General features: G+C 73.8%; 22 protein-coding genes. 9 read left to right on the top strand and 13 right to left on the bottom strand.

What is annotated here, in order from left to right:
- Positions 1–11: 11 nt before the first annotated feature.
- A complete protein-coding gene (locus ABZO31_RS06175; protein WP_406859990.1) occupies positions 12–548 on the bottom strand; it encodes a DUF402 domain-containing protein in 537 nt (178 codons plus the stop codon).
- Positions 529–1449: a GNAT family N-acetyltransferase gene (locus ABZO31_RS06170; protein ID WP_406859989.1), complete on the bottom strand. Its 921-nt coding sequence runs from the start codon at positions 1447–1449 to the stop codon at positions 529–531. Before ABZO31_RS06170 ends, ABZO31_RS06175 begins: the two co-directional genes overlap by 20 nt.
- Before the next feature lie 83 nt (positions 1450–1532).
- Between ABZO31_RS06170 and ABZO31_RS06165 the strand changes: the two genes are divergently transcribed.
- Entirely contained in the window at positions 1533–1907 is a 375-nt protein-coding gene (locus ABZO31_RS06165; protein ID WP_406859988.1) for a GntR family transcriptional regulator, read from the top strand.
- A gap of 5 nt (positions 1908–1912) precedes the next feature.
- On the opposite strand, the gene ABZO31_RS06160 is transcribed toward ABZO31_RS06165, so the two are convergent.
- The 4 genes from ABZO31_RS06160 to ABZO31_RS06145 all read right to left on the bottom strand — a co-directional run bounded on the left by ABZO31_RS06160 (position 1913) and on the right by ABZO31_RS06145 (position 5815).
- Complete coding sequence (locus tag ABZO31_RS06160; protein WP_406859986.1) at positions 1913–3022, bottom strand: DUF5925 domain-containing protein; 1110 nt, start codon at positions 3020–3022, stop codon at positions 1913–1915.
- 140 nt (positions 3023–3162) lie between these two features.
- Positions 3163–3954, bottom strand: coding sequence for a polysaccharide deacetylase family protein (locus ABZO31_RS06155; RefSeq protein WP_406859985.1), 792 nt, complete (start codon positions 3952–3954; stop codon positions 3163–3165).
- The gene (locus ABZO31_RS06150) at positions 3951–5003 is read right to left on the bottom strand and encodes a glycosyltransferase family 2 protein (RefSeq protein ID WP_406859984.1); all 1053 of its coding nucleotides are present in this window, start codon (positions 5001–5003) and stop codon (positions 3951–3953) included. Before ABZO31_RS06150 ends, ABZO31_RS06155 begins: the two co-directional genes overlap by 4 nt.
- The gene (locus ABZO31_RS06145) at positions 5000–5815 is read right to left on the bottom strand and encodes a glycosyltransferase family 2 protein (protein ID WP_406859983.1); all 816 of its coding nucleotides are present in this window, start codon (positions 5813–5815) and stop codon (positions 5000–5002) included. Before ABZO31_RS06145 ends, ABZO31_RS06150 begins: the two co-directional genes overlap by 4 nt.
- A gap of 607 nt (positions 5816–6422) precedes the next feature.
- Between ABZO31_RS06145 and ABZO31_RS06140 the strand changes: the two genes are divergently transcribed.
- On the top strand, positions 6423–7229 hold the full coding sequence (locus ABZO31_RS06140) for an SGNH/GDSL hydrolase family protein (RefSeq protein WP_406859982.1): 807 nt from the start codon (positions 6423–6425) through the stop codon (positions 7227–7229).
- On the opposite strand, the gene ABZO31_RS06135 is transcribed toward ABZO31_RS06140, so the two are convergent.
- Positions 7213–8829, bottom strand: coding sequence for a serine/threonine-protein kinase (locus ABZO31_RS06135; RefSeq protein ID WP_406859981.1), 1617 nt, complete (start codon positions 8827–8829; stop codon positions 7213–7215). The two genes, ABZO31_RS06140 and ABZO31_RS06135, sit on opposite strands and share 17 nt — an antisense overlap.
- A 379-nt stretch (positions 8830–9208) precedes the next feature.
- Between ABZO31_RS06135 and ABZO31_RS06130 the strand changes: the two genes are divergently transcribed.
- A complete protein-coding gene (locus tag ABZO31_RS06130; protein WP_406859980.1) occupies positions 9209–9481 on the top strand; it encodes a hypothetical protein in 273 nt (90 codons plus the stop codon).
- A gap of 200 nt (positions 9482–9681) precedes the next feature.
- Here the strand turns inward: ABZO31_RS06130 and ABZO31_RS06125 are convergent, their stop codons facing one another.
- The 3 genes from ABZO31_RS06125 to ABZO31_RS06115 all read right to left on the bottom strand — a co-directional run bounded on the left by ABZO31_RS06125 (position 9682) and on the right by ABZO31_RS06115 (position 12729).
- Positions 9682–10902, bottom strand: a complete 1221-nt coding sequence (locus ABZO31_RS06125) for a CaiB/BaiF CoA transferase family protein (RefSeq protein ID WP_406859978.1) — start codon at positions 10900–10902, stop codon at positions 9682–9684.
- Between the two features lie 94 nt (positions 10903–10996).
- On the bottom strand, positions 10997–11776 hold the full coding sequence (locus tag ABZO31_RS06120; protein WP_406859977.1) for an ABC transporter permease: 780 nt from the start codon (positions 11774–11776) through the stop codon (positions 10997–10999).
- Positions 11773–12729: an ATP-binding cassette domain-containing protein gene (locus ABZO31_RS06115; RefSeq protein ID WP_406859976.1), complete on the bottom strand. Its 957-nt coding sequence runs from the start codon at positions 12727–12729 to the stop codon at positions 11773–11775. Before ABZO31_RS06115 ends, ABZO31_RS06120 begins: the two co-directional genes overlap by 4 nt.
- A gap of 63 nt (positions 12730–12792) precedes the next feature.
- On the opposite strand from ABZO31_RS06115, the gene ABZO31_RS06110 reads away from it, so the two are divergent.
- The gene (locus ABZO31_RS06110) at positions 12793–13509 is read left to right on the top strand and encodes a TetR/AcrR family transcriptional regulator (protein ID WP_406859975.1); all 717 of its coding nucleotides are present in this window, start codon (positions 12793–12795) and stop codon (positions 13507–13509) included.
- A gap of 46 nt (positions 13510–13555) precedes the next feature.
- On the opposite strand, the gene ABZO31_RS06105 is transcribed toward ABZO31_RS06110, so the two are convergent.
- A complete protein-coding gene (locus ABZO31_RS06105; protein ID WP_406865266.1) occupies positions 13556–14716 on the bottom strand; it encodes a type ISP restriction/modification enzyme in 1161 nt (386 codons plus the stop codon).
- A 156-nt stretch (positions 14717–14872) separates the two neighbouring features.
- Between ABZO31_RS06105 and ABZO31_RS06100 the strand changes: the two genes are divergently transcribed.
- Entirely contained in the window at positions 14873–15046 is a 174-nt protein-coding gene (locus ABZO31_RS06100; RefSeq protein WP_406859974.1) for a hypothetical protein, read from the top strand.
- Between the two features lie 33 nt (positions 15047–15079).
- Here ABZO31_RS06100 and ABZO31_RS06095 read toward each other — a convergent pair whose 3' ends face one another.
- Both ABZO31_RS06095 and hmgA read right to left on the bottom strand, forming a co-directional pair.
- Positions 15080–15829, bottom strand: coding sequence for a GntR family transcriptional regulator (locus ABZO31_RS06095; protein ID WP_406859973.1), 750 nt, complete (start codon positions 15827–15829; stop codon positions 15080–15082).
- Positions 15830–15858: 29 nt separating this feature from the next.
- Positions 15859–17202 (bottom strand): homogentisate 1,2-dioxygenase, encoded by a 1344-nt coding sequence (hmgA, locus tag ABZO31_RS06090; RefSeq protein ID WP_406859971.1) that lies wholly within the window; start codon positions 17200–17202, stop codon positions 15859–15861.
- 155 nt (positions 17203–17357) lie between these two features.
- On the opposite strand from hmgA, the gene ABZO31_RS06085 reads away from it, so the two are divergent.
- The 4 genes from ABZO31_RS06085 to ABZO31_RS06070 are packed head-to-tail and all read left to right on the top strand — an operon-like array spanning position 17358 to position 22402.
- Positions 17358–19553 carry a right-handed parallel beta-helix repeat-containing protein gene (locus ABZO31_RS06085; RefSeq protein WP_406859969.1) on the top strand — a complete coding sequence of 732 codons (2196 nt, stop codon included), beginning with the start codon at positions 17358–17360 and terminating at the stop codon, positions 19551–19553.
- Positions 19550–20455 (top strand): hypothetical protein, encoded by a 906-nt coding sequence (locus tag ABZO31_RS06080; RefSeq protein WP_406859967.1) that lies wholly within the window; start codon positions 19550–19552, stop codon positions 20453–20455. The genes ABZO31_RS06085 and ABZO31_RS06080 overlap by 4 nt, the downstream gene beginning before the upstream one ends.
- Positions 20452–21729: a hypothetical protein gene (locus ABZO31_RS06075; protein WP_406859965.1), complete on the top strand. Its 1278-nt coding sequence runs from the start codon at positions 20452–20454 to the stop codon at positions 21727–21729. Before ABZO31_RS06080 ends, ABZO31_RS06075 begins: the two co-directional genes overlap by 4 nt.
- A 19-nt stretch (positions 21730–21748) precedes the next feature.
- Positions 21749–22402 carry a TetR/AcrR family transcriptional regulator gene (locus ABZO31_RS06070; protein WP_406865265.1) on the top strand — a complete coding sequence of 218 codons (654 nt, stop codon included), beginning with the start codon at positions 21749–21751 and terminating at the stop codon, positions 22400–22402.
- The last annotated feature ends 8 nt before the right edge of the window (positions 22403–22410 follow it).

Below are 22410 nucleotides of genomic sequence, written 5' to 3'. Positions count from 1 at the left end.
TGCCCGGCGGGTCACGGCCGGGGCCGCGGCGTTTCCGACCCCGATCCGCCGGACAGGCCCCAGCCGGCGAGCAGGGCGAGCAGGCCGTCCCGGCCCAGGGCCTCCAGCTCGTCCAGCGCGGCGACGGCGGACCCGGCCGCCTCCGGATCGGCGGCGGCCAGGCCGCTCGCGGCGAACTCGTTCTCGTCCAGGCGCAGCACCTCGCGGCCGTCCGCGGACACCCAGAGGTCCAGGTCGAGGTCCTCGACCACCACCCGGCCGCCGTCGACCGCGGCCGGCCGGGTCACGTCGCAGTACCAGCCCTTGAGCGTGCCGTCGCCGGAGCGGACCTCCTTCACCGCGTACCACCGGTCGCGCCAGTAGTGCTCGGTGAAGACGTCGCCCGGCTCGAACCGCACGAAGCCGAAGTCCCGCACCCCGTCCGCCGCCCAGGGCGCGCGGACGGTGAGCCGTACGCCGTCGTCGGCGACGACCCCGGCCGGGTAGCGGATCTTCGTCCTGCCCGCCTTCACCAGCACGACCTCGACCTCAGCCGACGCTGCGGACATGCCTGACCTCCGTCGCACAGATCTCGTACCCGAACCACTTGTTGATGGCCAGCATCGGACCGTTCTCCGCGTCGTTGCCGGTGAACGCCTCCGTGCAGCCGGCCGCGCGGGCGCGGTGCAGCGAGTCGTTCTTGGCCAGCTTCGCCAGACCCCGGCCGCGGTGGGCGGGCGCGGTGCCCGTCATGCCGGTGACGTACCTGCCGGCGCCGTCGACCTGCGCGGCGGAGAACGCGGCGGGCGCCCCGTCGACCAAGGCGACGGTGGTCAGTTCGGCGCTGAACAGCGGGTGCCGCCAGGTCGTCGCCAGCCAGTGGTCGTAGTCGTCGAGTTCCGCGCTCACGTCGCCCGGCTCGTCGGCCGTGGTCAGCGCGTCCAGTTCGAACAGCGGCCGCGGGTCGGCCGCGAAGTCGGCGGCCGGACGCAGCTCCACGCCCGCGGGCGGGGCCTGAGGCTCCGGCAGCGGGGCGGAGGCCAGGTCGAGCCGGAGGAAGTGGGCGGAGCGGCGGGCGGCGTAGCCGTGCAGCTCGGCGAAGGCGCGGTTGCCCGGCTCGTCCAGCACCCAGGTGTAGAGGTCCGTCGCGCCCTGCTCCGCCAGGTGCTCCTCGGCGGCGCGGACCAGCAGCGATCCGGCGCCGAGCCGCCGGTGCTCGGGGTCGACGTACACGTTGAGCGTCCCGGCGCCTTCCTGCGGGCTGTCGTGGTACAGGCTGACCTGCGCCGTACCGATGATCCGGCCGTCCGCCTCGGCGACCAGCGGCCGGGCACGGGCGTCGGGATGGGCATGGGCCCAGTCGAAGGCTGCCTGCTCGGCGGTGGCGAGCATGAAGGGGAGGGCGGCGCGCCGGACCCGGGCGAAGCCCGCGGCGTCCTCCGGCCGTACGTCACGGACGATCACAGTCATGGGGTGGCACGCTACGCGCGGCCACGCCGGGGACGCCTCCCATTTTCCGCCCGGCCCCGCCGCCGGCTGCGACAATCCGTCCCGTGACCTTGAAGATCTCCGTGGACACGGACTCGTCGACCGCCCCGTACGAACAACTGCGCGCCGGCATCGCGGAGCAGGCCCGCTCCGGGGTGCTGCCCGTCGGCTACAAGCTCCCGACCGTCCGCGGCCTTGCCGAGCAACTGGGCCTGGCCGCCAACACGGTGGCCAAGGCGTACAAGGCCCTGGAGGCGGACGGCGTGATCGAGACCCGCGGCCGGCACGGCACCTTCGTGGCCGCCGCCGGTGACGCGGCGGCCCGGCGGCTGGCCGCGGCCGCGGCGGCGTTCGCCCGCGAGGCACACCGCCTCGGCGCGTCCCGCGACGAGGCACGGGCGGCGTCGGAGGACGCCCTGCGCGCGGTGTACGAGGCGTAGGGCTCTTACAGGTAGAGGCCCGCGTCGGGCGTCCGCGACTCGGGGACCGAGGCGGTCTGCGTGCCGCGGCGCAGCGCGTACAGCTCCGCGAGCGTCGCGCCGTCGCGGCCGATGCCCTCGTCGCGGCCGAGCCAGCGGACCGCCTCGTCGCGGGTCAGGGCGCCGACCTCGATCCGGGCCAGACAGCGGCCGGGGCGGACGACCGCGGGGTGCAGCCGTTCCAGGTCCTCGTTGGTGGTGACGCCGACCAGGACGTTGCGGCCCTGGCCGAGCAGCCCGTCGGTGAGGTTGAGCAGCCGGGACAGGGCCTGGCCCGCGGTGTGCTTGGCCTCGCCGCGGATCAGCTCGTCGCAGTCCTCCAGGAGCAGCAGCCGCCAGCGGCCCTTCGCGGTCCCCTCGTCCTCGCCGATGGCGATGTCCATGAGGTAGCCGACGTCGTTGAACAGCCGCTCGGGGTCGAGGACGCAGTCGACCTGGCACCAGTCCCGCCAGGACCGGGCCAGGGTGCGCAGGGCGGAGGTCTTGCCGGTGCCGGGCGGGCCGTGGAGCAGCAGCAGCCGTCCCGCGATGTCGTCGGGCGTGACCTTCATCAGCTTGTCCATCGCCTCGGACACCGGGGCGGTGTAGTTGGGGCGGACCTCGTCCCAGGTGCCGGCGGTGATCTGCCGGGTGGTGCGGTGCGGGCCGCGCCGGGGCGAGACGTACCAGAACCCCATGGTCACGTTCTCCGGCTGGGGTTCGGGCTCGTCCTTGGCGCCGTCCGTCGCCTCCTTGAGGATCCGCTCGGCGAGCTCCGGCTCGGTGGCCGTGACGGTGACGTCGGCGCCGCGGTTCCACCGCGACACCAGCAGCGTCCAGCCCTCGCCCTCGGCCAGCAGGGCGCTGCGGTCGTCGTCCTTGGCGGCGCGCAGCAGCGTCGCGCCCGGAGGCAGCAGGGTCGCGCCGGGCTTGACGCGGTCCAGCGTGGTGCTGTGCGCGTGCGGCTGCTCGCCGGTGGCGAAGCGGCCGAGGAAGAGCGCGTCGACGACGTCGGCGGGCGAGTCGCTGTCGTCGACGGTGAGCCGGATCGGCAGCACGCGGTGCGGTTCCGCTGGGGTGTCGGGCATGGCGCCCATGATCCGGCAACGGGGCAGGCCGCGCACGGTGTTTTGTGGGGGTCCCCCCTGTTCGAGCGGAGTCGAGAACTTGGGGAGGATGCTCCGTGTGGCCCGCGCCGGACGCCGCGTTCGGAGGAACCGCGACGGCCGGCGCGGTGTCAGAGGCGCCGCGCCTCGCGCAGTGCCGCGCGGCAGCGGCGCACCACCGCGTACCCCTTGGTGAGCGCCCGGTCACCGGCGAACGTCCGCCCCAGCGACCGGAGTTCGACCATCCGGGCGAACTCCTCGACGCGGGTGGAGCGGCGCACGGTGAGCCGTTCCAGGGCGTACGGGCCCTGGCGGCGGCGGGCCGCGGTGTTGCCGACGGCCAGGGCCTGGGCGAAGCCCGCGCCCCGGACCGTGGCTCGCACCCGGCGGCTGGAGTAGCCGTACGGGTACGCGAAGGAGACCGGCGGTGCGCCCAGTTCCTCGGCGACGATCTCCTTGCAGCGCACGGTCTCGGACCACACCCGGTGTTCGTCGAGCTGGTCGAGCTGGGGGTGGGTGTGGGCGTGCCCGCCGATCTCGGTGCCGGCCGCGGCCAGTTCCCGTACCTGGTCCCAGTCGAGCATGGTGTCGAGCGCCCCGCCCTCGTCGTACGGACCGCGCAGCCAGCCGGTGGTGACGAACACGGTGGCGGCGAAGCCGTGCCCGGCGAGCACGGGAAGCGCGTACCGGTGGACGCCCTCGTACCCGTCGTCGAACGTGATCAGCACGGGCCGGTCCGGCAGCGGCCGCCCGTCCCGCCACGCCCTGCCGAGCGCGGCGGTGGTCAGCGGTGTGAACCCCCGGTCGGCGAGCACCTCCATCTGCGCGGCGAACGCCTCGGGCGAGACGGACAGCCGGTGCGTCGCGGGGGAGGGGCTGTGGCCGACGGCGTGGTACATGAGGATCGGGACGGGCCGGTTCATACGGCGGCTCCCGGGAGGGCGTCGTGCGGCCGCGCCGGTGCCTCCGGCGGTGCGATCGGGCCGGACGAGAACGTCGTGCCGCCGCGGCGGGCGCGCAGCGTGCCCCGGAGGTACCCGGCGGCCGCCGTGGCGACGCCGGCCACGATCGCACCCGCCCGGCCCGCGCCGCCGGGGCGGGCGAGGACCGCGTCCCGCAGGCCGCGGAGCACACCCGCCGGGAGGACCCGGGTGGTGTAACGGCGTTCGGCCTCAAGGCCCTTGGACGCACCGACACTGCGCGCGACCAGCGCCTTGGACAGGCCCTCCGCGTACGTCCGGGTGCGGAAGTAGCCGAACCGCTCCCGGGCCGCGGGGACCTTGTGGTGGATGACGGCCCGGTCGTCGATGAGCAGGACGGCACCGGGGACGGCGTTCGCGAGCCGGATGCACAGTTCCGTCTCCTCGCAGCCGAGCGGCCGCCGGTCGCCGTCGCGTCCGATGCCGGTGGCGAAGCCGCCCGCCGCGTCGAAGGCGGTGCGCCGGAAGGAGGCGTTGCCGCCGAGCACGTTGCGGACGCGGACCCGTCCCGGCGGCAGGCCGCGGTAGGTGCAGCCGACGACCCAGTCGAACTCCCCCGGGAACCAGGCCGGCCGGCGGCCGGAGGCCCAGGCGGGCAGGGTCCGGCCGCCGACCGCCATGACGCGCGGATCGTCGTACCCCGCGGCGAACCAGTGCAGCCAGTCCCGTTCGGCGACCGCGTCGTCGTCGAGGAAGGCCACGAACGCGCCGCGCGCGGCGGCGATCCCGGTGTTGCGGCCGGCGGAGAGGCCGCGGGGGCCCGCGTTGGCGAGCACCCGCACCTCCCCGCGTGCGGTGGCGTCCCGGTAGGTCGCGGTGAGCCGGTCCCGGAGCCGCTCGTTGTGGTCGACGACCAGGAGCGTCTCCAGGGCCGGCAGGGTCTGCGCCCGTACCGAGTCGACGGCGGCGAGGATGTCCTGCCACCGGTCCTCGGTGTAGACGCAGATCACCACGGAGAACGCGCGCTCGCCCGCGAGTCCCTGGTCGCTCAAGAGACCTCTCCCCGGCGGGGGACGTTCACGGAGAACGAGGCGGCGCGCCGGCGGGCGCCGCGCCGGACGCCCTTCTCCTTGAGGATGACCCGCAGCACCCGCAGTCCGTCGCGGACGGCGTTGAGGTTGCTGACGCCGTGGATGCGCAGGTACTCGTGGCTGGGGACCTCCTGCACTCTCAACCCGGCCTTGACCACCCGGATGTTGATGAGGGTCTCGATCTCGAAGCCGGTGCAGTCGAGGGTGATCTCGTCGAGGCAGTGCCGCCAGAAGGCGTTGTAGCCGTAGCAGAGGTCGGTGTAGCGGGCCCCGAACTTGCGGTTGACCAGGGCGCACAGGGCCCGGTTGCCGAGCCGCCGGATCGCGGTCATGTCGTCGGTGCCGCCGCCGTTGGCGAAGCGGGAGCCCTTGGCGAAGTCGGCGCCGCCGACGAGCGCGGAGACATAGCTGACGATCTCCTGGCCGTCGGCCGAGCCGTCCGCGTCGACCATGACGATGATGTCGCCGGTGCAGGCGGCGAAGCCACTGATGAGGGCGTCGCCCTTGCCCTTGCCGGCCTGCTTGACGACCTTGACGTCCGGCCACAGCTCCTCGGCGACCCGGACGGTGTCGTCCGTGGAGTTGCCGTCGACCAGGACGACTTCATGGATCCAGTCCGGAAGTGTCTTGAAAACGTAGGGCAGATTTTCCGCTTCGTTCATCGCCGGGATGACGACGCTCACGGGCGGAGTGATGGCCAAGTGCGAGGTGATGGCGCGGTACTCGGCGGATATTTCCCGTCCGGCGGGAGCCGGTCGCAGGAAAGAACTCATGGTGGTGTTTCCCTCTCGTCCGGTGGACCGCCCGCCCCCGGGCGGTCCGGTTGTCTGTCCGGTGCGAAAGGGGGGTTCTCACCCCTGGGACGCACGGAATCGCGCTCCGTACGGCATGGGTGAGCTGGAGTTACTGCATGCGCGGCCCGACGCTCGGCACCCCTGTGGCCACCGAGGACGGCACCCCCCAACCGCGCCCCGCGTCCGTACCTCCGTATCGGTGTGGCCCTCCCCTGAGCCGTGGTCCGAAGGGTCGGATGCGGGTGAGATGTACGACGGTATTGATGAATGCGACTGTATGGCAAGTCCTGGCTTAGGACATGCTAATTCATTGATTTGGGGCGGATTTTTCCAGTCCGTTTGAATGGTGGGACGCGCGAGTTCACCGAGGGCTTCTGTGAATTCCTGTGCGAATTGATTTCGAGTCGGTTCGAGCCGGCCCGAACGGCGCCCGAGCCCGTGTGCCGGTGTGTCGAGATGGCCGAATCCACGCGTTTCAAACGATGATGACGGTGCGTCAGATCGATTGACTTGGCATGGACACTTCCAGAGGTCTACGCGCGCTGCTACCACGGAGTAGGCAGAGATCCTGCTCAAGGGAGGTTTCATGAAACTCACCCGTTTCACGGCATTTTCCTCGTCGCTGCTCCTCGGCGCCGTCCTCGCCCTGACCGGGGCAGGGGCGGCGCAGGCGGCGGAGAGTGCCGCGCTCGACTACGTGGCCCTCGGCGACTCGTACTCCTCCGGTGTGGGAGCCGGGAGTTACGACAGCGCCAGCGGTTCCTGCAAGCGGTCCACCAAGGCCTACCCCGTCCTCTGGAAGAACGCGAACGCACCCTCGTCCTTCGCGTTCACCGCCTGCTCGGGCGCTGTCACCAGCGATGTCACGGCCAATCAGCTCGGCCCGCTGTCCGCCGCCACCGACCTGGTCTCGATCACCATCGGGGGCAACGACGCAGGCTTCGCCGACGTCATGACGACCTGTGTCCTCCAGTCCGAGGCCACCTGTATCAACCGGGTGAATCAAGCCAAGAGTTATGTCGACAGCACGCTGCCCGGCCGACTCGACTCCGTGTACAACGCGATCAGAACCAAGGCCCCCAACGCCAAGGTCGTCGTCCTCGGCTACCCCCGCTTCTACAAGCTCGGCGGCAGCTGCATCGCCGGCCTCAGCGAGAACGAGCGGGCGGCCATCAACGGCGGCTCGGACCACCTCAACGCCGCCGTCGCGAAGCGCGCCGCCGACCACGGCTACACCTTCGCGAGCGTGGTCCCGGCCTTCACCGGACACGAGATCTGCTCCGGTTCGGCCTGGCTGCACAGCGTCAACTGGCTGAACATCGGCGAGTCGTACCACCCGACCGCCTCCGGCCAGTCCGGCGGCTACCTGCCCCCGTTCAGGAACGCGGTGTGACCGAGCCCGTCGGGTAGGGGGAGCCGGTCGGGCTCGCCTCCTCGCAGGTCACCGAGAACGCCACCCAGTTCGAGCGCCCGGCCGGGCTCCGGATCTCCACCCGGACCCGGTCCTGGCGCGTCCCGTCCTTCCGGTACGTCAGCTCCGTGTGCTCCACCTGCCGCTGCTCCGGCCCGTCCGCCGTGAACCGCAGCGTCTCCCAGTCCGCCGCCGAGGTCTCGCCGCTCTCCGTCGTCCAGCGGTACTCGACGGTCGCCGGGACCCGCCCCACCGAGACCGTCGCCGTGAACGCCGGGGCCTCGCCCCCGGGCGCCGGGCAGGGGCCGCGGTAACTCCCCCGCACCGCCTCCGCCGACACGTGCACCGTCAGCGGCGGTGTCGCCGTGACGGACGGAGAGGAGGGCGGGGTGCTCGTCGGCCCGGTCTTCGTCGCGCTCGGCGCGGGTGTGCTCGGCGGCGCGGTCGTGGCGCCGCCCGTCGTCGCACCGCCCGTGGCCGTCCCGCCGCCCTTGCCGCCGGTGTCGTTCTGGCGCACCAGGACGTAGGCCAGCGCGCCGACGGCCAGCAGCAGCACGGCGAGCCCGACGGCGAGCACCACCCCGGCGCGCCGCGACCGCTCCGGTCCGTCGTCCATCGGCACCGTCGGACCGCCGGGCGGGGGCGGCTGCGGGCTGCCGCCCCGCGGCCCGTCGTCGTCTCCGTCCCCCTCCGCCGGCAAAGGCGCGTACGGCCCCGCGGCCATCGGCTCCGTGCGGGGCTCCCCGCCCGCCGCGACCAGGCGCAGGCGGTCCGCGGCCTGCGACGCCGGGAGGCGCTCGGCGGGCTCCTTGCGCAGCAGCCCCTCGATCACCGGGGCCAGCGGGCCGGCCCGCCGGGCCGGCGGCAGCTCCTCGTCCACGACCGCGCGCAGCGTGCTCAGCGGGGTGTCCTGCCGGAACGGCGTGACGCCCTCGACCGCCGCGTACAGCAGGACGCCGAGCGACCAGAGGTCGGACTCGGGTCCCGCCTCGCGCCCCAACGCCCGTTCCGGCGCCAGGAATTCGGGGGAGCCGATCAGCTCTCCGGTCATCGTGAGGTTCGAGCTGCCCGCCACCCGGGCGATGCCGAAGTCGGTGAGCACCACCCGGCCGTCGTTGGCGAGCAGCACGTTGCCCGGCTTCACGTCCCGGTGCAGCACCCCCGCCTCGTGCGCGGCCCGCAGCGCCGCGAGCACCTCGGCGCCGATCCGGGCGGCCCGCCGGGGCGGCATCGGGCCCTCCGCCTCCAGCACCTCGGCGAGCGAGAGGCCGCGGACCAGCTCCATCACGATCCACGGCCGGCCGTCCTCGGACGCCACGTCGTAGACGGTGACCACGTTGCGGTGCGGGATGCGGGCGGCGGCCCAGGCCTCGCGCTCCAGCCGGGCGTAGAGCCGGCGCACGTCCTCGGCGGAGAGCCCGGCCGGGGCGCGGACCTCCTTCACCGCGACCTCGCGGCCCAGGACCTCGTCGCGGGCCCGCCAGACGATGCCCATGCCGCCCTCGCCGAGGGCGTCGAGGAGCCGGTACCGGCCCGCGATCAGGCGGTCGGGCCCGGTGGCCCCCGGCGTCGCTCCGCTCATGGGCGAGCCCCCCTGTGTCGGTCGGTCCGCTCCGGTGTCCGGCCCGGGGCGGCAACACGGCAGAAACCCTTCCAAGTTAGCTCAGGAACGGTCTTCTGCCCCCACCTCGGGACCACTTCGGACAGCGATGATCTTGGTGGTGGAGATCACACACCGTCAGATGTCCGTCGGTGACCTCCTTGTGTGCAGGATGGTTCGTGACGGTTCGGCAGGTGTTCGTTCGCTGTCCAACTCGCCCTGGAATCAGTTGGATTCGGACGGTGACCGTCAATCCCCGTTAGAGTGCGGTGAATCCTGCGGCCGGGATACCCGGGTGTCAGTGTGGGGCGATAGGGTTAACCTGCCCGGGCCGGGTGCCCTCGTACGGGTGGGGAGAGACATGGAACAGATAACGATGCGCAGCAGGGCGCGAGTACCTGCGATCACCTGCGGGAGCAGCGCGACCAGTTCGCGCCTCGACCGCCATCTCGCGGTCCTCGGCGGACCCGCCATACCGCAGCGCGAGGCCGCCGAGGCGACGCTGCTCATGCGCGAGCTGACGGCGCGTGAGGTCACGGCCCCCGTGCACGGCCACCGCAGCCGCAGTGCCCGGGTCTCGCTGTTCGCGCCCCTGCGCCGCCTGCGCCGCTCGCTCTTCGGCAGCCGGCACTAGGACCGCACCCGACCGGTCGGCCGGGCCGCCTGCCCGGCGCACCCTCCCGCTCACTCGGCCGACCGCCGCGACAACCGCCCGGACGAGTTCCCCACCCGTCCGGGCTTCGTGCTGCCTGGGGCCGGGTACGCGTGGTGCTGCCCGGGTCGGGGTGAACCCCGGGTGCCGCCTGCGCCCGCTCCGTGGCGCAGGGCGCCCGCTCAGGCGATCACGCCCGCCTTCCGCAGCTCGTCGCGCTCCGCCCCGCCGACACCGATCCCGGCCAGGGCCGGCTCCGTGTGCGCGCCGAGCGCCGGGATCGCGCCCATCACCGGCTCGGGACCGTCCGGGAAGACGACCGGCGGCAGCATCGCCCGCAGCGGGCCCACCGCCGACTCCACCGTCCGCCACCGGTCCCGCGCCGCCAGCTGCGGGTGCTCCGCCAGATCGGCCACCGTGTTCAGGCGTGCGCAGGCGATCCCCGCCGCCTCCAGCCGGGACAGTGCCTCCGCGGCCGTCAGCGGCGCGAGCGCCGCGGCCACCGCCCCATCCGTGTCCGCCCGCCGGGCCACCCGGGCGGTGTTCGTCGCGAAGTCCGGATCGTCCGCCAACTCCGGCCGCTCAAGGACCTGTTCGGCCAACCTCCGCCACTCGCGGTCGTTCTGCACCGACAGCAGTACCAGGCTGCCGTCCGCCGTCGGATAGGCGTCGTACGGCGCGATCACCGCGTGTGCGAGCCCCGTTCGCGCCGGGGCCGCGCCTCCGTGCATCCCGTGGTGCAGCGGATGCCCCATCCACTCCGCCAGCGCGTCGAGCAGCGAGACCTCCACCGGCCCGCCCCGCCCCGTCGTCCCCCGGCGCACCAGCGCGGCCAGCACGCCGGAGTACGCGTACATCCCGGCCGCGATGTCCGCCGCCGGGATGCCCGCCTTCACCGGCTGCTCCGCCGTCCCCGTCACCGACACCAGGCCGGCCTCGCACTGCACGAGCATGTCGTACGCGCGCCTGTGCGCGTACGGCCCCTCGGCCCCGTACCCCGAGACGTCCACCGCGACCAGCCGCGGATGCGCCGCGCACAGCGTGGCCGCGTCCAGGCCCAGGCGGGCCGCCGCGCCCTGCGCCAGGTTCTGCACGAACACGTCCGCGTCCGCGATCAGGCGCCGGACCAGGGCGAGGCCGCGCGGGTCCTTCAGGTCCACCGCGACGGACTCCTTGCCGCGGTTGCACCACACGAAGTGCGAGGCGAGTCCGGCCGCCGCCGTGTCGTACCCGCGGGCGAAGTCGCCGCCGTCCGGCCGCTCGATCTTGACGACCCGCGCACCGAGGTCGGCGAGCTGCCGGGTGGCGAAGGGCGCGGCGACGGCCTGTTCGACGGCGACGACGGTGATCCCGTCCAGCGGGAGCGGCTGCGGACGGGCGGGGCGGGCGCTGCGGGTGCTCATCCCGCGTGCCTATCGCGTCCGCGCCGGGTTTGTCACCTGCGGATCGGTCACATGCGCACGTACCCGGTCGGTCGCATGCGCGTGTACCTGTGGGTCACACGCGCCCGTACCTGCGGACCGCGAGCGGCGCGAACACCGCGAGCAGGGCCAGCGACCAGAGCAGCGCCCCGGCCACCGGATGCGCCACCGGCCAGGCCGCGTCCGCCGGGACGGGCGCGTTGCCGAACAGGTCCCGGACCGCGGTGGTCACGGCGGAGATCGGGTTCCACTCGGCGACCGTGCGCAGCCAGCCGGGCATGCCGTCGGTCGGGAGGTACGCGTTCGACAGCAGGGGCAGCATGAACGTGGCGCTGCCGAGCTGCCCGGCCGCCTCCTCGCTCTGTGAGGCCAGGCCCAGCAGGATCCCGACCCAGGTCATGGCGAACCGGAAGAGCAGCAGCAGCCCGAAGGCGGCCAGCGCGTCGAGGGCGCCGCCCTCGATCCGCCAGCCCATCGCGAGCCCGATCAGGATCATCGGCACCATGCCGGCCGCGCTGGTGACCAGATCGGCGAGCGCCTGCCCGAGCGGAACGGCGGCCCGGCTCACCGGCAGGGTCCGGAAGCGGTCCATCACACCCCGGTGGGAGTCCTGCGCCGCCTGGAACATGCCGGTCATCAGCCCGCCCGCGGCGGTCGCCACCAGCAGGCCCGGCACCAGGAACGCGCGGTACTCGGCCCCCGGCATGGCGAGCGCGCTGCCGAAGACGTACCCGAAGAACAGCAGGAAGACGATCGGCATCGTCTGCGTCATCAGCGTCATCGCCGGGGCGCGGCGGATGCGTTGCAGATGACGGCCGAGGACGGCGGTCCCGTCGTGGACCAGGGCGGTGCTCATGCGGCGACCTCCTTGCGGTCGGCGGGCGGCGTGCGGTCGGTGAGGCGCAGGAACACCTCGTCGAGGGTGGGCGGGCGGAGCGTGGCGTCCACGAGGTGCACCCCGGCCGCGTCGACCTCGCGGACGATCCGCGGCAGGGTCAGCGTCCCGTCGAGGGTGACCGCGCCGACCGTGCGGCGCTCGGGGTCGAGGGCCGGTTCCGATCCGGTGAGCCGGTCGAGAACGCCCGCGGCGGCCTCCAGGAACGCGGTGTCGGCGACGACGACCTCGGCGTAGCTGCCGATGCGTGCCTTGAGTTCGGCGGGCGTGCCGCGGTGCGCGGCCCGGCCGTCGTCGATCAGCACGATCTCGTCGGCGAGCTGGTCCGCCTCCTCCAGGTACTGGGTGGTGAGCAGGACGGTCGTGCCCTGGGACGCCAACCCCCGTACGGCGTCCCAGATCCCGTTGCGGCTGTGCGGGTCGAGCCCGGTGGTCGGCTCGTCGAGGAAGAGCACCTGCGGCGGCACGATCAGGCCGGCGGCCAGGTCGAGCCGGCGGCGCATGCCACCGGAGTACGTGCGGGCCGGGCGGTCGGCGGCCTCGGTGAGCCCGAAGCGCTCCAGGAGTTCGTCGGCCCGGGAGCGCGGGGCGCGCAGCAGCCGCGCGAAGAGCCGGAGGTTCTCCGCGCCGCTCAGGTCGCCGTCGACGGAGGCGTACTGGCCGGTGACGGAGATCCGGCGGCGCACCTCGGCCGGCTCGCGCCGTATGTCGCGGCCGGCGACTCGGGCGCTGCCGGCATCCGGGGCGGTCAGGGTGGTGAGCACCCGTACCGCCGTGGTCTTGCCCGCCCCGTTGGGGCCGAGCACCCCGCAGACCGTGCCCTCGGGGACCGCCAGATCCAGCCCGCGCAGGGCATGGACGTCCCCGTAGCGTTTCTGCAGACCCTCACTAAGTACAGCGTACGTAGTCGTCATGCCGTGACCATACCCCACTACGTACGGTGTACGTAACTACGATGGAGGGCGAGGTGGTGATCCATGGCAGGCCGAGCGGCCGAACCCGAAGTGATCTGGGCGCGCCCCGAGCGCACCGGCCGGGGCCCCAGGCCCGCGTACAGCCGGGCCGACATCGTGGCGGCCGCGGTGCGCGTGGCCGATGCCGACGGCATCGACGCGGTCTCCATGCGGCGCGTGGCGGCCGAGATCGGCTGCGGCACGATGTCGCTCTACAACTACGTCCCCCGCAAGGAGGACCTGTACGAGCTGATGGTCGACGCCGTCAGCGCCGAGTACGACCTCGCCGCCGGCCCCTCCGGTGACTGGCGCGCGGACATGCTGCACCTGGCCCGCCAGGCGCGGGCCATCATGCGACGGCACCCGTGGGTCATCCGCCTGATGACCACGGGCTACGCCTTCGGCCCCCACGCCCTGCGCTTCCTGGAGCACGGCCTGGCCTGCCTCGACGGCCTCGACCTGCCCGGCGGCGTCAAGATGGAGCTGCTCGCCACGGTGAACGGCACGGTCATGACCATCGTCGCCAACGACCTGGCGCTGGCCGAGCGGGCCCGCGGACTGCCCTGGTCCGAGGAGCAGGAACAGGCCGTGCGCGGCGCTTATCTGAGGGGGCAGCTGGCCGGCGGCGGGTATCCGCGGCTCGCCGCGGTGATCACCGAGTCGGGGGCCCGGCCGCTCGACCCGGAGGAGGTCTTCGAGCGCACGCTGCGGCGTGTCCTGGACTCCTTCGCGCCGGCGTAGGGCCCGTTCGGCGCCGATCCGCAGGACCCGGCGTCCGGCGGGCCGTTCACAGCAGCGCGAACTGCCCCTCCGGGCCCTCCTCCTGGTGGTCGAGCACCGACGCCGGCCGGCGCGCCCGGTCCGGTACGGGCAGGATGCCGGCCTCCCGCAGCGCGGTCCGGGTCAGCTCCGGGCCGCCGCCTTCCGTCAGCGCGGCGCGTTCCGGCTCGCTCTGGCCCAACAGGGCCAGCACCGTGATCAGTTCGAGCAGTTCCGAGGTCCACTCCTGCGGCCAGGCGGCCGGCCCGATCGCCTCCAGGCTGCCGGGCTCGGCCGGCGCCGTCCGGTGCGCGAACCACTGCTCCAGCATCCGCACGCCGCCGACGGTGTACTCCCACGCCTCCACCGGCACCGGCGCGATCCGCCCCTCGTCCAGGGCCAGGGTCTCCTCGGCCGCGTCGTACGCGAGCGCCGACGGCCGCGCCGGGATCGGCGCGCGCACATAGGGCCGCCGCCCGCCCGGCAGCCGGGGTTTCTCGCCGCCGCGGGCGCCGCGCAGCTGGACGCCGGTCAGCCGCCGCCCCAGTGTCACGCCGGCCGCCCAGCGGTCCGGGTCCGCGGGCAGCGGGACCCGGCAGCCGGCGGGGGAGGGGCGGGCGGCCGCCACGGCCCAGGCCAGCAGCTCGGCGGCGGTGACCTCGTGCCCGTACCGCCCGCTCAGGAAGGGCAGCAGACCGGGCGCGACATTGGGCTCCGCGCCGCCGGGACGGCGGTACAGCGGGCGGATCCGGCCCGGCCGGCCCGCGGGGGAGCGGCCGTCCGGCAGGACCGCGGTGACCAGGAGCGCCGGGCCCGGCGCCCCCGGCACATGGCCCTGCTCGACCGCGAACAGCTGGGCCGCGTCGGCGACCCGCCACAGCTCGGGGCGGCCGGTGTCGATCAGCCGGTGGTCCGGCAGCAGCCACTGCTCGTCGAACGGGCCGTGCGCGAGGCGCACCGGCTCGGGGCAGCGGCCGGTCTCCCGGGCGAACCGGACCGTGCCGGTGCGCTGCCCGGGCAGCGCGGCCACGGAGGTCGACGGGGTGCGCGCCCGGCTCGGCCGGAACAGCTCCGTCCGCTCCTCGCCCTCGGCCCCGACCAGCCGGTCCCAGCGGGCCCGCAGGGTGCGGACGTCCGGTGCGACGATCCAGGCCCGGCCGAGTCGCAGCGGGGCCGCCGACCAGGGCATGAGGTCGTCGAGCAGCGGCGCGTCCTCGGCGGCCGACTCGGCAGGGCTCGTGCGCGGGCTCTCGGTCACGCAGCAGATGCTAGCCAGCCGGTCCATCCGGCCACAGAGGGGCTACGCTCCTTCTGTGGGGTTATGTACCGACCCGGGAGGCGGGCGATGATGCGGTACAGCCAGTACGACTACACGACTCCCTCGCAGGCCGAAGGCGAACGGCTCGAGGAGGACATGGACGCCCAGCAGAAGGAACAGGTCCACCACCCGCAGACCGCGCGGACCACCCCCTCCCAGGCCGAGGGCGAGCGCACGGGGGAGACGCCGAACACCGCCTGACCCGGCCTGCCGCGCCAAGGCTGTCCCGGCCCGCTACTGCGCCTCGACGGTCACCGTGAAGGAGAAGCGGTCGCCCCGGTAGCGGATCCGGGCCACGTCCACGACGCGGCCGTCCTCGTCGTACGTCACGCCCGTGTAGTGCAGGATCGGCGACAGCAGCGGAACCTCCAGGAGGGACGCCGTCTCGGGGTCGGCGAGCCGCGCCTCGACCGTGTCCGTGATCCGGCTGATCCGCACCCCGAGCACGTCCCGCAGCACCTTCGTCATCGGCCAGCGCTCCAGATCGGCCGGATCCAGCCGGTCCGCGATCTCGGGACGGACCGCGTTCTCCGCCCAGTTGGTCGGCTCGCCGGTCTCGCCGTCGCGGCGCAGCCTCCGGTACGCGACGACCTCCGCCACGTCCGGGAAGTGCTCGGCCAGCTCGCCCGGGACGGGCGCGGGACCGTGCCCCAGCACGGTCGTCCGCTCGCCGGACTGCTGCGCCACGATCGCGTCGATCGAGCCGAGCAGGCGGCGCGGCGCACTGCGCCGCGCCCCCGGCTCGATGAAGGTCCCGCGCCGCCGGTGCCGGCTGATCAGGCCCTCCTCCTCCAGCTCCTTCAGAGCCTGCCGCATGGTCAGCACGCTCACGCCGTAATGGCCGGCGAGCTGCTCCTCGGTGGGCAGTCGCAGCGACGCGTCGGGCGCGCGGCCGAGTATCGAGGCGCGGAGCGACTGCGAGACCTGGTACCAGAGCGGCAGCTTGCGGTTCAGGACCAGCGAGTCGGGAGAGAAGGCGGTCACGGGGGACTCCGTACGACGGCTACGGGACACTACGGCCGGAAGTGGCGCTCAAGACCCTGCCATACGTCGTCGTACCGGCTCTGCAGCTGGTCGGACCCGACGGCCTGCTCGGTGGTGATCACCGGCCAGCGGGTCTCGAACATGAAGGCCAGACCGTCGTCGATCTTGTGCGGCTTCAGCTCGGCGGCGCTGGCCTTGTCGAAGGTCTCCCGGTCGGGGCCGTGCGCGGACATCATGTTGTGCAGCGAGCCGCCGCCGGGGACGAAGCCCCCCTTCCCAGCAGTCTTGGCGTCGTACGCGCCCTCGATCAGGCCCATGTACTCGCTCATCACGTTGCGGTGGAAGTACGGCGGACGGAAGGTGTCCTCGCCGACCAGCCAGCGCGGCGCGAACACCACGAAGTCGACGCCCGCGAGGCCGGGGGTGTCGGACGGCGAGGTGAGCACGGTGAAGATCGACGGGTCCGGGTGGTCGTACGAGATCGTCCCGATGACGTTGAAGAGCCGCAGGTCGTAGACGTACGGGGTGTGGTTTCCGAACCAGGCGACGACGTCCAGCGGGGAGTGGTCGTAGGTGGCCGACCAGAGGTTGCCGCAGTACTTGTTGACCACCTCGACCGGGCCCTCGGTGTCCTCGTACGCGGCGACCGGGGCGCGGAAGTGGCGGGCGTGCGCCAGGCCGTTCGCGCCGATCGGGCCGAGGTCGGGGAGCTGGAAGGGCTGCCCGTAGTTCTCGCAGACGTAGCCGCGGGCGGTGTCGTCCAGGAGCTCCACGCGGAAGCGCACGCCGCGCGGGATCAGCAGGACCTCGCCGGGACCGGCGGAGAGCAGGCCCAGCTCGGTGCGGACCAGCAGACCGCCCTGCTCGGGGACGATCAGCAGCTCGCCGTCGGAGTCGCCGAAGACCCGCAGCATGTCCGCGTTCGCGTGGTAGAGGTGCACGGCCATGCCGGCGCGCTGCGCCGCGTCGCCGTTGCCGCCGAGGGTCCACAGGCCGGCCAGCCAGTCGGTGCCGGGGGCCGGCTCCGGCAGCGGGTTCCAGCGCAGCCGGTTGGGGTCGGGGACCGTCTCGGTGAAGGGCGCGGTGCGGACCGCGCCGTTGTCGGTCCGGGTGAACGGCGGGTGCGCCGCCGACGGCCGGATCCGGTAGAGCCAGGAGCGCCGGTTGTGCGCCCGGGGCTCGGTGAACGCGCTGCCGCTGAGCTGCTCCGCGTACAGACCCAGGGGGGCCCGCTGCGGCGAGTTGCCGCGGGTCGGCAGCGCGCCCGGGACGGCCTCCGAGCTGTGCTCGTTGCCGAAACCATGGGAGTACGCCAGCGACTCCGCGGTCTTGCGTGCCTGCTCCGTGTGCGCCGTGCCGGCGTTGCCTGTCATGCCCGCTCCTGCTCTGGAAACCCTCGGGAAACCGCAATCCTGCATTCCTATGTATGACCGTAGGATTCCGCGCGCGCCGCGTCAACGGGGAGGGCTTGGACGAATCCCGTGCACGAGGGGTTCCAAAAGATGAACATTGCTCTACTCTCACGCCCATGTCGCGCTCCCCGTGGATACGCAGGCTCCTCGTCGTGCCCGCGGCCGCCCTGGCCGCCGCACTGTTCCTGGTCTTCGTCGCGCCCGTGGCCCAGGCCCACGAGGAGCGCCCGGTCACCTTCCCCGACGGCTCCGGCAGCGTGCCCGTGCTGCGCACCGGGGAGCCCGATCTTGTGGTCTGCAAGACCGACCGGCCCGCCTTCGAACGCCGGATCGCCGCCTTCCCGGCGCCGCTGAAGGCCCGCAACCTCGCCCTGTACGAGCGCTGCGCGCGCACCGGCTACCGCCACCTCCAGCAGGCCGTCGACGCGGTGGACCGGCCCGGCATGACCATCGCCGTGCTGCCCGGCCTGTACGAGGAGGAGCCCTCGCTGCCGGCGCCCACCGGGGCCTGCGCGGCGCTGAAGGCCCCCGAGTCGGCGCTCGGCTACCAGATCCTCAGCTATGCCCAGCAGAAGCAGTGCCCGCACAACCAGAACCTGGTCGCGATCCTCGGCAAGAAGAACCTGCAGATCGAGGGCACCGGCGCGTCACGCCTCGACGTCGTCATCGACGCCAGGTACGCCAAGCTCAACGCCGTCCGAGCGGACGGCTCGGACGGGATCTACTTCCGCAACTTCACCGCCCAGCGCACCACGTTCAACTCGCTGTACGTGCTCGCCGCCGACGGCTTCGTCATCGACGACGTGCTCACCCGCTGGAACGACGAGTACGGCTTCCTGACCTTCGCCTCCGACCACGGCCTCTACAAGAACTGCGAGTCGTACGGCAACGGCGACTCCGGCATCTACCCCGGCTCCGCCTCCGACATCAACGACGGCCGCGGCTACGAGGTCCCCCGGTACTCCATCGAGATCACCGGCTGCCGCAGCCACCACAACATGGTCGGCTACTCCGGCACGGCCGGGGACTCCGTCTACGTCCACGACAACGAGTTCGACCACAACATGGGCGGGGCGTCGATGGACTCCGCGTTCCCCGGGCACCCCGGACTCCCGCAGAACCACGCCCGGTTCGAGCGCAACCTCATCCACGACAACAACCAGAACTACTACCGGTACGTCGCCGACGGCACCTGCGCCAAGCCGCCGGTCGAGCGCGGCTACGAGCAGGGCGTGGTCTGCCCGCAGATCTCCATGCCGCCCGGCACCGGCATCATCACCGCGGGCGGCAACTGGAACCGGTACGAGAACAACTGGGTGTACGGGCACAGCAACGCGGCCTTCTTCCTCAGTGCCGTGCCCGCGTTCATCCGCGGCGAGTCGGCCTGGGGCAAGCAGACCGACACCTCGCACCACAACCGGTACGCCGCCAACCGGCTCGGCGTCGACAGGTCCGGCGCCTCCCGGCCCAACCGCGTCGACGTGTGGTGGGACGGCCAGGGCGACGGCAACTGCTGGCAGGGCGACGCCGGTCCGTCCACCCCCCTCACGCTGCCCGCGTGCGGCAAGCGGCTCGGCGCGGTGTCCGGCGGCAGCGACCGGTTCCTCGGCGAACCCGCCAAGCTCGCCCACCTGCTGGTCTGTGCCGACTACAACGTGCAGGCCCGGCGCCTCCCGGCCGGCTGCGACTGGTACGGCGCGCGGGGCCTCCAGCGCGTCGAGACCCAGCTCGCCCTCGGCTGCGCCGCCGTCCTCGCGCTGGTCGGCATCGCCCTGTGGCGGCGCCGGCTCCGCGGCGACCGCCCGGCCGCCCTCGCCACCGCCGCCGGCCTCGCGGGCCTGGCGCTGGACGTCGCCGGCTCGACCCGCGACCTCGCCCCCGGTCCGGTACCCGCCCTCGCTCTCCTCCTCACCGGCCTCTGGTGGACCGTCCTCGGCCTCCGCCTGCACGCCGCCCGCCCCTGGTTCGCCCGGACGACGCTGGCCCTGGGCGCCCTGACCCTCCTGGACGCCTTCGACAAGGCGATCCTGATGGTCCCCGGCATCCCCCTGAGCCCCGCCTGGCTCCGCGGCCTCCTGGCAATCGCCTGGGTCCTGTGGGCCCTGGTCGCCGCTGCGACCCCGACCCCGACCCCGACCCCGGCCCCGGAGCAGCCGGCCGGTGACCCGGGGGAGCCGGCAGCCGCCAACCCCGCCGACCCCGCCCCGGCCGCCGAGCCGGCCGGTGCGGCGGCGACGGCCGCGCACGCCGACGAGCCCGACGGTGCGGCGCAGCCGTCCGCGCGTCCGGCGGCGGACGAGGCCGGCTCGTGAGCCGCCCCGTGCGGCGGGCGGCGCGCGGGGCCGTCGGAGCGGCAGCGGCCCGTCCGCTCGCCTGGGGCCGCCCCGGCGGCGGGGACCCCGATGCGCGCCGCGGCGTACCCGGCGGTGCGCGGCGCCGGACCGCGTGGCGGCGCGGAGTCGTCGTCGCCCTCGCCCTCACCGGCCTGCTCGCCGTCGCCGGCTGCGGCGGGCGGGCCACCACCCACCACAAGCCCGGCACCAGCCACCAGGAGGCCGCCGGGAACACCGGCACCCTCCTCGCCGCCCGGGACGGCAACGGCCACCGCCTCCGCGAGGTCCCGGCCGCCGGCGCGCCCGCCGTACGGGCCGAGGTACGGCCCGACAGCGAGGGCGGCTGGAACCTCCGGGTCGACGTGAGCCGCTTCCGGTTCACCCCCGAGAGCGCCGGCGGCGCGGCCGTCCCCGGCCGGGGACACGCCCGCCTCCTCGTCGACGGCAAGGAGACCGCCCGGCTCTACGGCCCCTGGGCGTACGTGCCGCCCGGCGCCCGCGCCCTCACCGTCCGCCTGCACGCCGACGACCACACGGCCTGGGCCGTCGCCGGGCGCCCTGTCGAGACCACCGTGGCCCTGAACCCGGGCACGACGTCTTCCCCGTCCACCCCGGCCCCCGGCCGTACCGTCGCCATCACCGTCTCCGGTTCCTCCGTCCAACCACCCCCGTCCCGCATCGAGTTGAAGAAGGGCGAGCGTCTCACCCTCCGCGTCACCAGCGACCGCGCCGACACCCTCCACGTCCACGGCTACGACCGCGAACTCCCGCTCCGTGCGGGCGAGTCCGCCGTCCTCGCCCTCACCGCCGACCGCACCGGTCTGTTCGAGGTCGAGACCCACGACTCGGGTCTCCTGCTGACCCAGCTGGTGGTGCGGTGACCGCCCTCGCGCACGGCGTCGGCGCACAGCACGACCTGCCGATCTCGCCCTTCTACGCCTACGCCGGCGCGTTCGCCGCGCTGCTCGTCTCCTTCCTGGCCCTGGGCCTGCTCTGGTCCGACTCCCGTTTCCGCGGCGACCGTTCCGGCCGCCCCCTGCCCGCCGCGCTCCAGCGCCTCGCCGACGCCCGCCCCACCCGTACCACCCTGCGGTCGCTCGGCGCGGCCGGGCTGCTCGCCCTCGTCCTCGCCCTGCTCCTCGGCCCGGCCGACCCGGAGGACAACCCCGCCCCGGGCGCGGTGTACGTCCTCCTCTGGGTCGGCCTGGTCCCCGCCTCCCTCCTCCTCGGCCCCGTCGGCCGGCTCTGCAGCCCCCTGCGTGCCCTCTCCTCCCTGCACCGCCTCCTTCCCCCGCGCCGCCGACCGCCCCGCCCGCTGCCCGCCCGCCTCGGGATCCGTCCCGCCGCGATCGGCCTCTTCCTCTTCACCTGGCTCGAACTCGTCGCCCCCGACCGGGCGTCCGTCACCGTCCTCCTCTCCTTCCTCGCCGCCCACACCGCCGTCCACATCCTCGGCGCGGCGCGTTACGGTCCCGACTGGTTCGCCCGCGCCGACCCCTTCGAGGTCTACTCCGCCCTGCTCGCCCGGCTCTCCCCTCTCGGCCGCCGCGCCGACGGCCGCCTCGTCCTCCGCAACCCCCTCCACGGCCTCGACTCGACCCCGCCCGTCCCGGGTCTCGTCGCCACCGTCTGCGTGCTCCTCGGCTCCACCGCCTACGACGGCTTCTCCGACTCCCCGCGCTGGATCGCCGCCGTCCAGACCTCCCCCCTCGGCCGCACCGCCGCCGCGACCCTCGGCCTGCTCACCGCCGTCGCCCTCGTCGCCGCGCTGTACTCCCTCTGCGCCGGCGCCGTGCGCCTGCTCAGCCGGGCCGTCACGCACCCGCTCACCGCATTCGCCCACTCCCTCCTGCCGATCGCACTCGGCTATCTCGTCGCGCACTACTTCTCGCTCTTCGTCACCGAAGGGCCACGCACAGTCATGGTGGCACTCGGCACTGACAACGCCCCCGCGCCCGCCCCGCCCCTGGCTCCCGGCGGCCTCGCCGCCCTCCAAGTGACCGCGATCGTCACCGGCCACGTCCTCGGCGTCGTCGCCGCGCACGACCGCTCCGTGCGGCTCTTCCCGCCCGCCCGGGCGGTGGCCGGCCAGCTCCCGCTGTTCGTGCTGATGATCGTGTACACCCTGGGCGGCATCGGGCTGCTCATCGCCTGACCCCGACCGGAGGGGCATGATGGACCCCGTGTCCCAGCCGAACACCCCCGCCCTCCGGCGCGCCCCCGTCCAGCAGCGCAGCGCCGAACGGCTCGCCCGGATCCTCGACGCCTGCGCCGAACTCCTCGACGAGACCGGGTACGAACAGCTGAGCACGCGCGCGGTCGCCGTCCGCGCCGGCGTCCCGATCGGCTCCGTCTACCGCTTCTTCAGCAACAAGCGCGCCATGGCCGACGCCCTCGCCCACCGGAACCTGGACCGTTACGCCGAGCGGATCACCGCCCGCCTAGCGGCCCGGCCGCACACCAGCGCGTACGACACGATCGACACCGTCCTCGACGAGTACATCGCGATGAAACGCTCCGTCCCCGGCTTCGGGCTGGTCGACTTCGGCGTCCCGGCCCCCGCGCCGGCCGACGTGAAGAACCAGGCCGAGGAGGAGCCCGCGGACCCCAACCGGATCGTCGCCGACCGCCTCTCCGACCTGCTCGCCGAACACCTCGGCCGCACCGCCGACACCACGCTGCGCCGCCAGATCCTCGTGGCCGTCGAGGCCACCGACGCGCTGCTCCACCTCGCCTTCCGCGCCGACCCGTCCGGCGACCAGGCGCTGATCTCCGAGACCCGCCGGCTGCTGCACACCTACCTCGGCCCCGTACTCGACCGGCGCTGACCCCTCTC

This window comes from Streptomyces solicamelliae (assembly GCF_045348655.1).
Lineage (GTDB): Bacteria > Actinomycetota > Actinomycetes > Streptomycetales > Streptomycetaceae > Streptomyces > Streptomyces solicamelliae.
The sequence above is the reverse complement of the archived record's forward strand: the minus strand, read 5'-3'. Positions and strand labels throughout refer to the sequence as shown.

Coding starts and splice junctions, on each gene's coding strand:
- ABZO31_RS06175 (WP_406859990.1), bottom strand. CDS start 548: ATGTCCGCAGCGTCGGCTGAGGTCGAGGTCGTGCTGGTGAAGGCGGGC.
- ABZO31_RS06170 (WP_406859989.1), bottom strand. CDS start 1,449: ATGACTGTGATCGTCCGTGACGTACGGCCGGAGGACGCCGCGGGCTTC.
- ABZO31_RS06160 (WP_406859986.1), bottom strand. CDS start 3,022: ATGGGCGCCATGCCCGACACCCCAGCGGAACCGCACCGCGTGCTGCCG.
- ABZO31_RS06155 (WP_406859985.1), bottom strand. CDS start 3,954: ATGAACCGGCCCGTCCCGATCCTCATGTACCACGCCGTCGGCCACAGC.
- ABZO31_RS06145 (WP_406859983.1), bottom strand. CDS start 5,815: ATGAGTTCTTTCCTGCGACCGGCTCCCGCCGGACGGGAAATATCCGCC.
- ABZO31_RS06140 (WP_406859982.1), top strand. CDS start 6,423: ATGAAACTCACCCGTTTCACGGCATTTTCCTCGTCGCTGCTCCTCGGC.
- ABZO31_RS06135 (WP_406859981.1), bottom strand. CDS start 8,829: ATGAGCGGAGCGACGCCGGGGGCCACCGGGCCCGACCGCCTGATCGCG.
- ABZO31_RS06130 (WP_406859980.1), top strand. CDS start 9,209: ATGGAACAGATAACGATGCGCAGCAGGGCGCGAGTACCTGCGATCACC.
- ABZO31_RS06125 (WP_406859978.1), bottom strand. CDS start 10,902: ATGAGCACCCGCAGCGCCCGCCCCGCCCGTCCGCAGCCGCTCCCGCTG.
- ABZO31_RS06120 (WP_406859977.1), bottom strand. CDS start 11,776: ATGAGCACCGCCCTGGTCCACGACGGGACCGCCGTCCTCGGCCGTCAT.
- ABZO31_RS06115 (WP_406859976.1), bottom strand. CDS start 12,729: ATGACGACTACGTACGCTGTACTTAGTGAGGGTCTGCAGAAACGCTAC.
- ABZO31_RS06110 (WP_406859975.1), top strand. CDS start 12,793: ATGGCAGGCCGAGCGGCCGAACCCGAAGTGATCTGGGCGCGCCCCGAG.
- ABZO31_RS06105 (WP_406865266.1), bottom strand. CDS start 14,716: ATGCCCTGGTCGGCGGCCCCGCTGCGACTCGGCCGGGCCTGGATCGTC.
- ABZO31_RS06100 (WP_406859974.1), top strand. CDS start 14,873: ATGATGCGGTACAGCCAGTACGACTACACGACTCCCTCGCAGGCCGAA.
- hmgA (WP_406859971.1), bottom strand. CDS start 17,202: ATGACAGGCAACGCCGGCACGGCGCACACGGAGCAGGCACGCAAGACC.
- ABZO31_RS06085 (WP_406859969.1), top strand. CDS start 17,358: ATGTCGCGCTCCCCGTGGATACGCAGGCTCCTCGTCGTGCCCGCGGCC.
- ABZO31_RS06070 (WP_406865265.1), top strand. CDS start 21,749: ATGGACCCCGTGTCCCAGCCGAACACCCCCGCCCTCCGGCGCGCCCCC.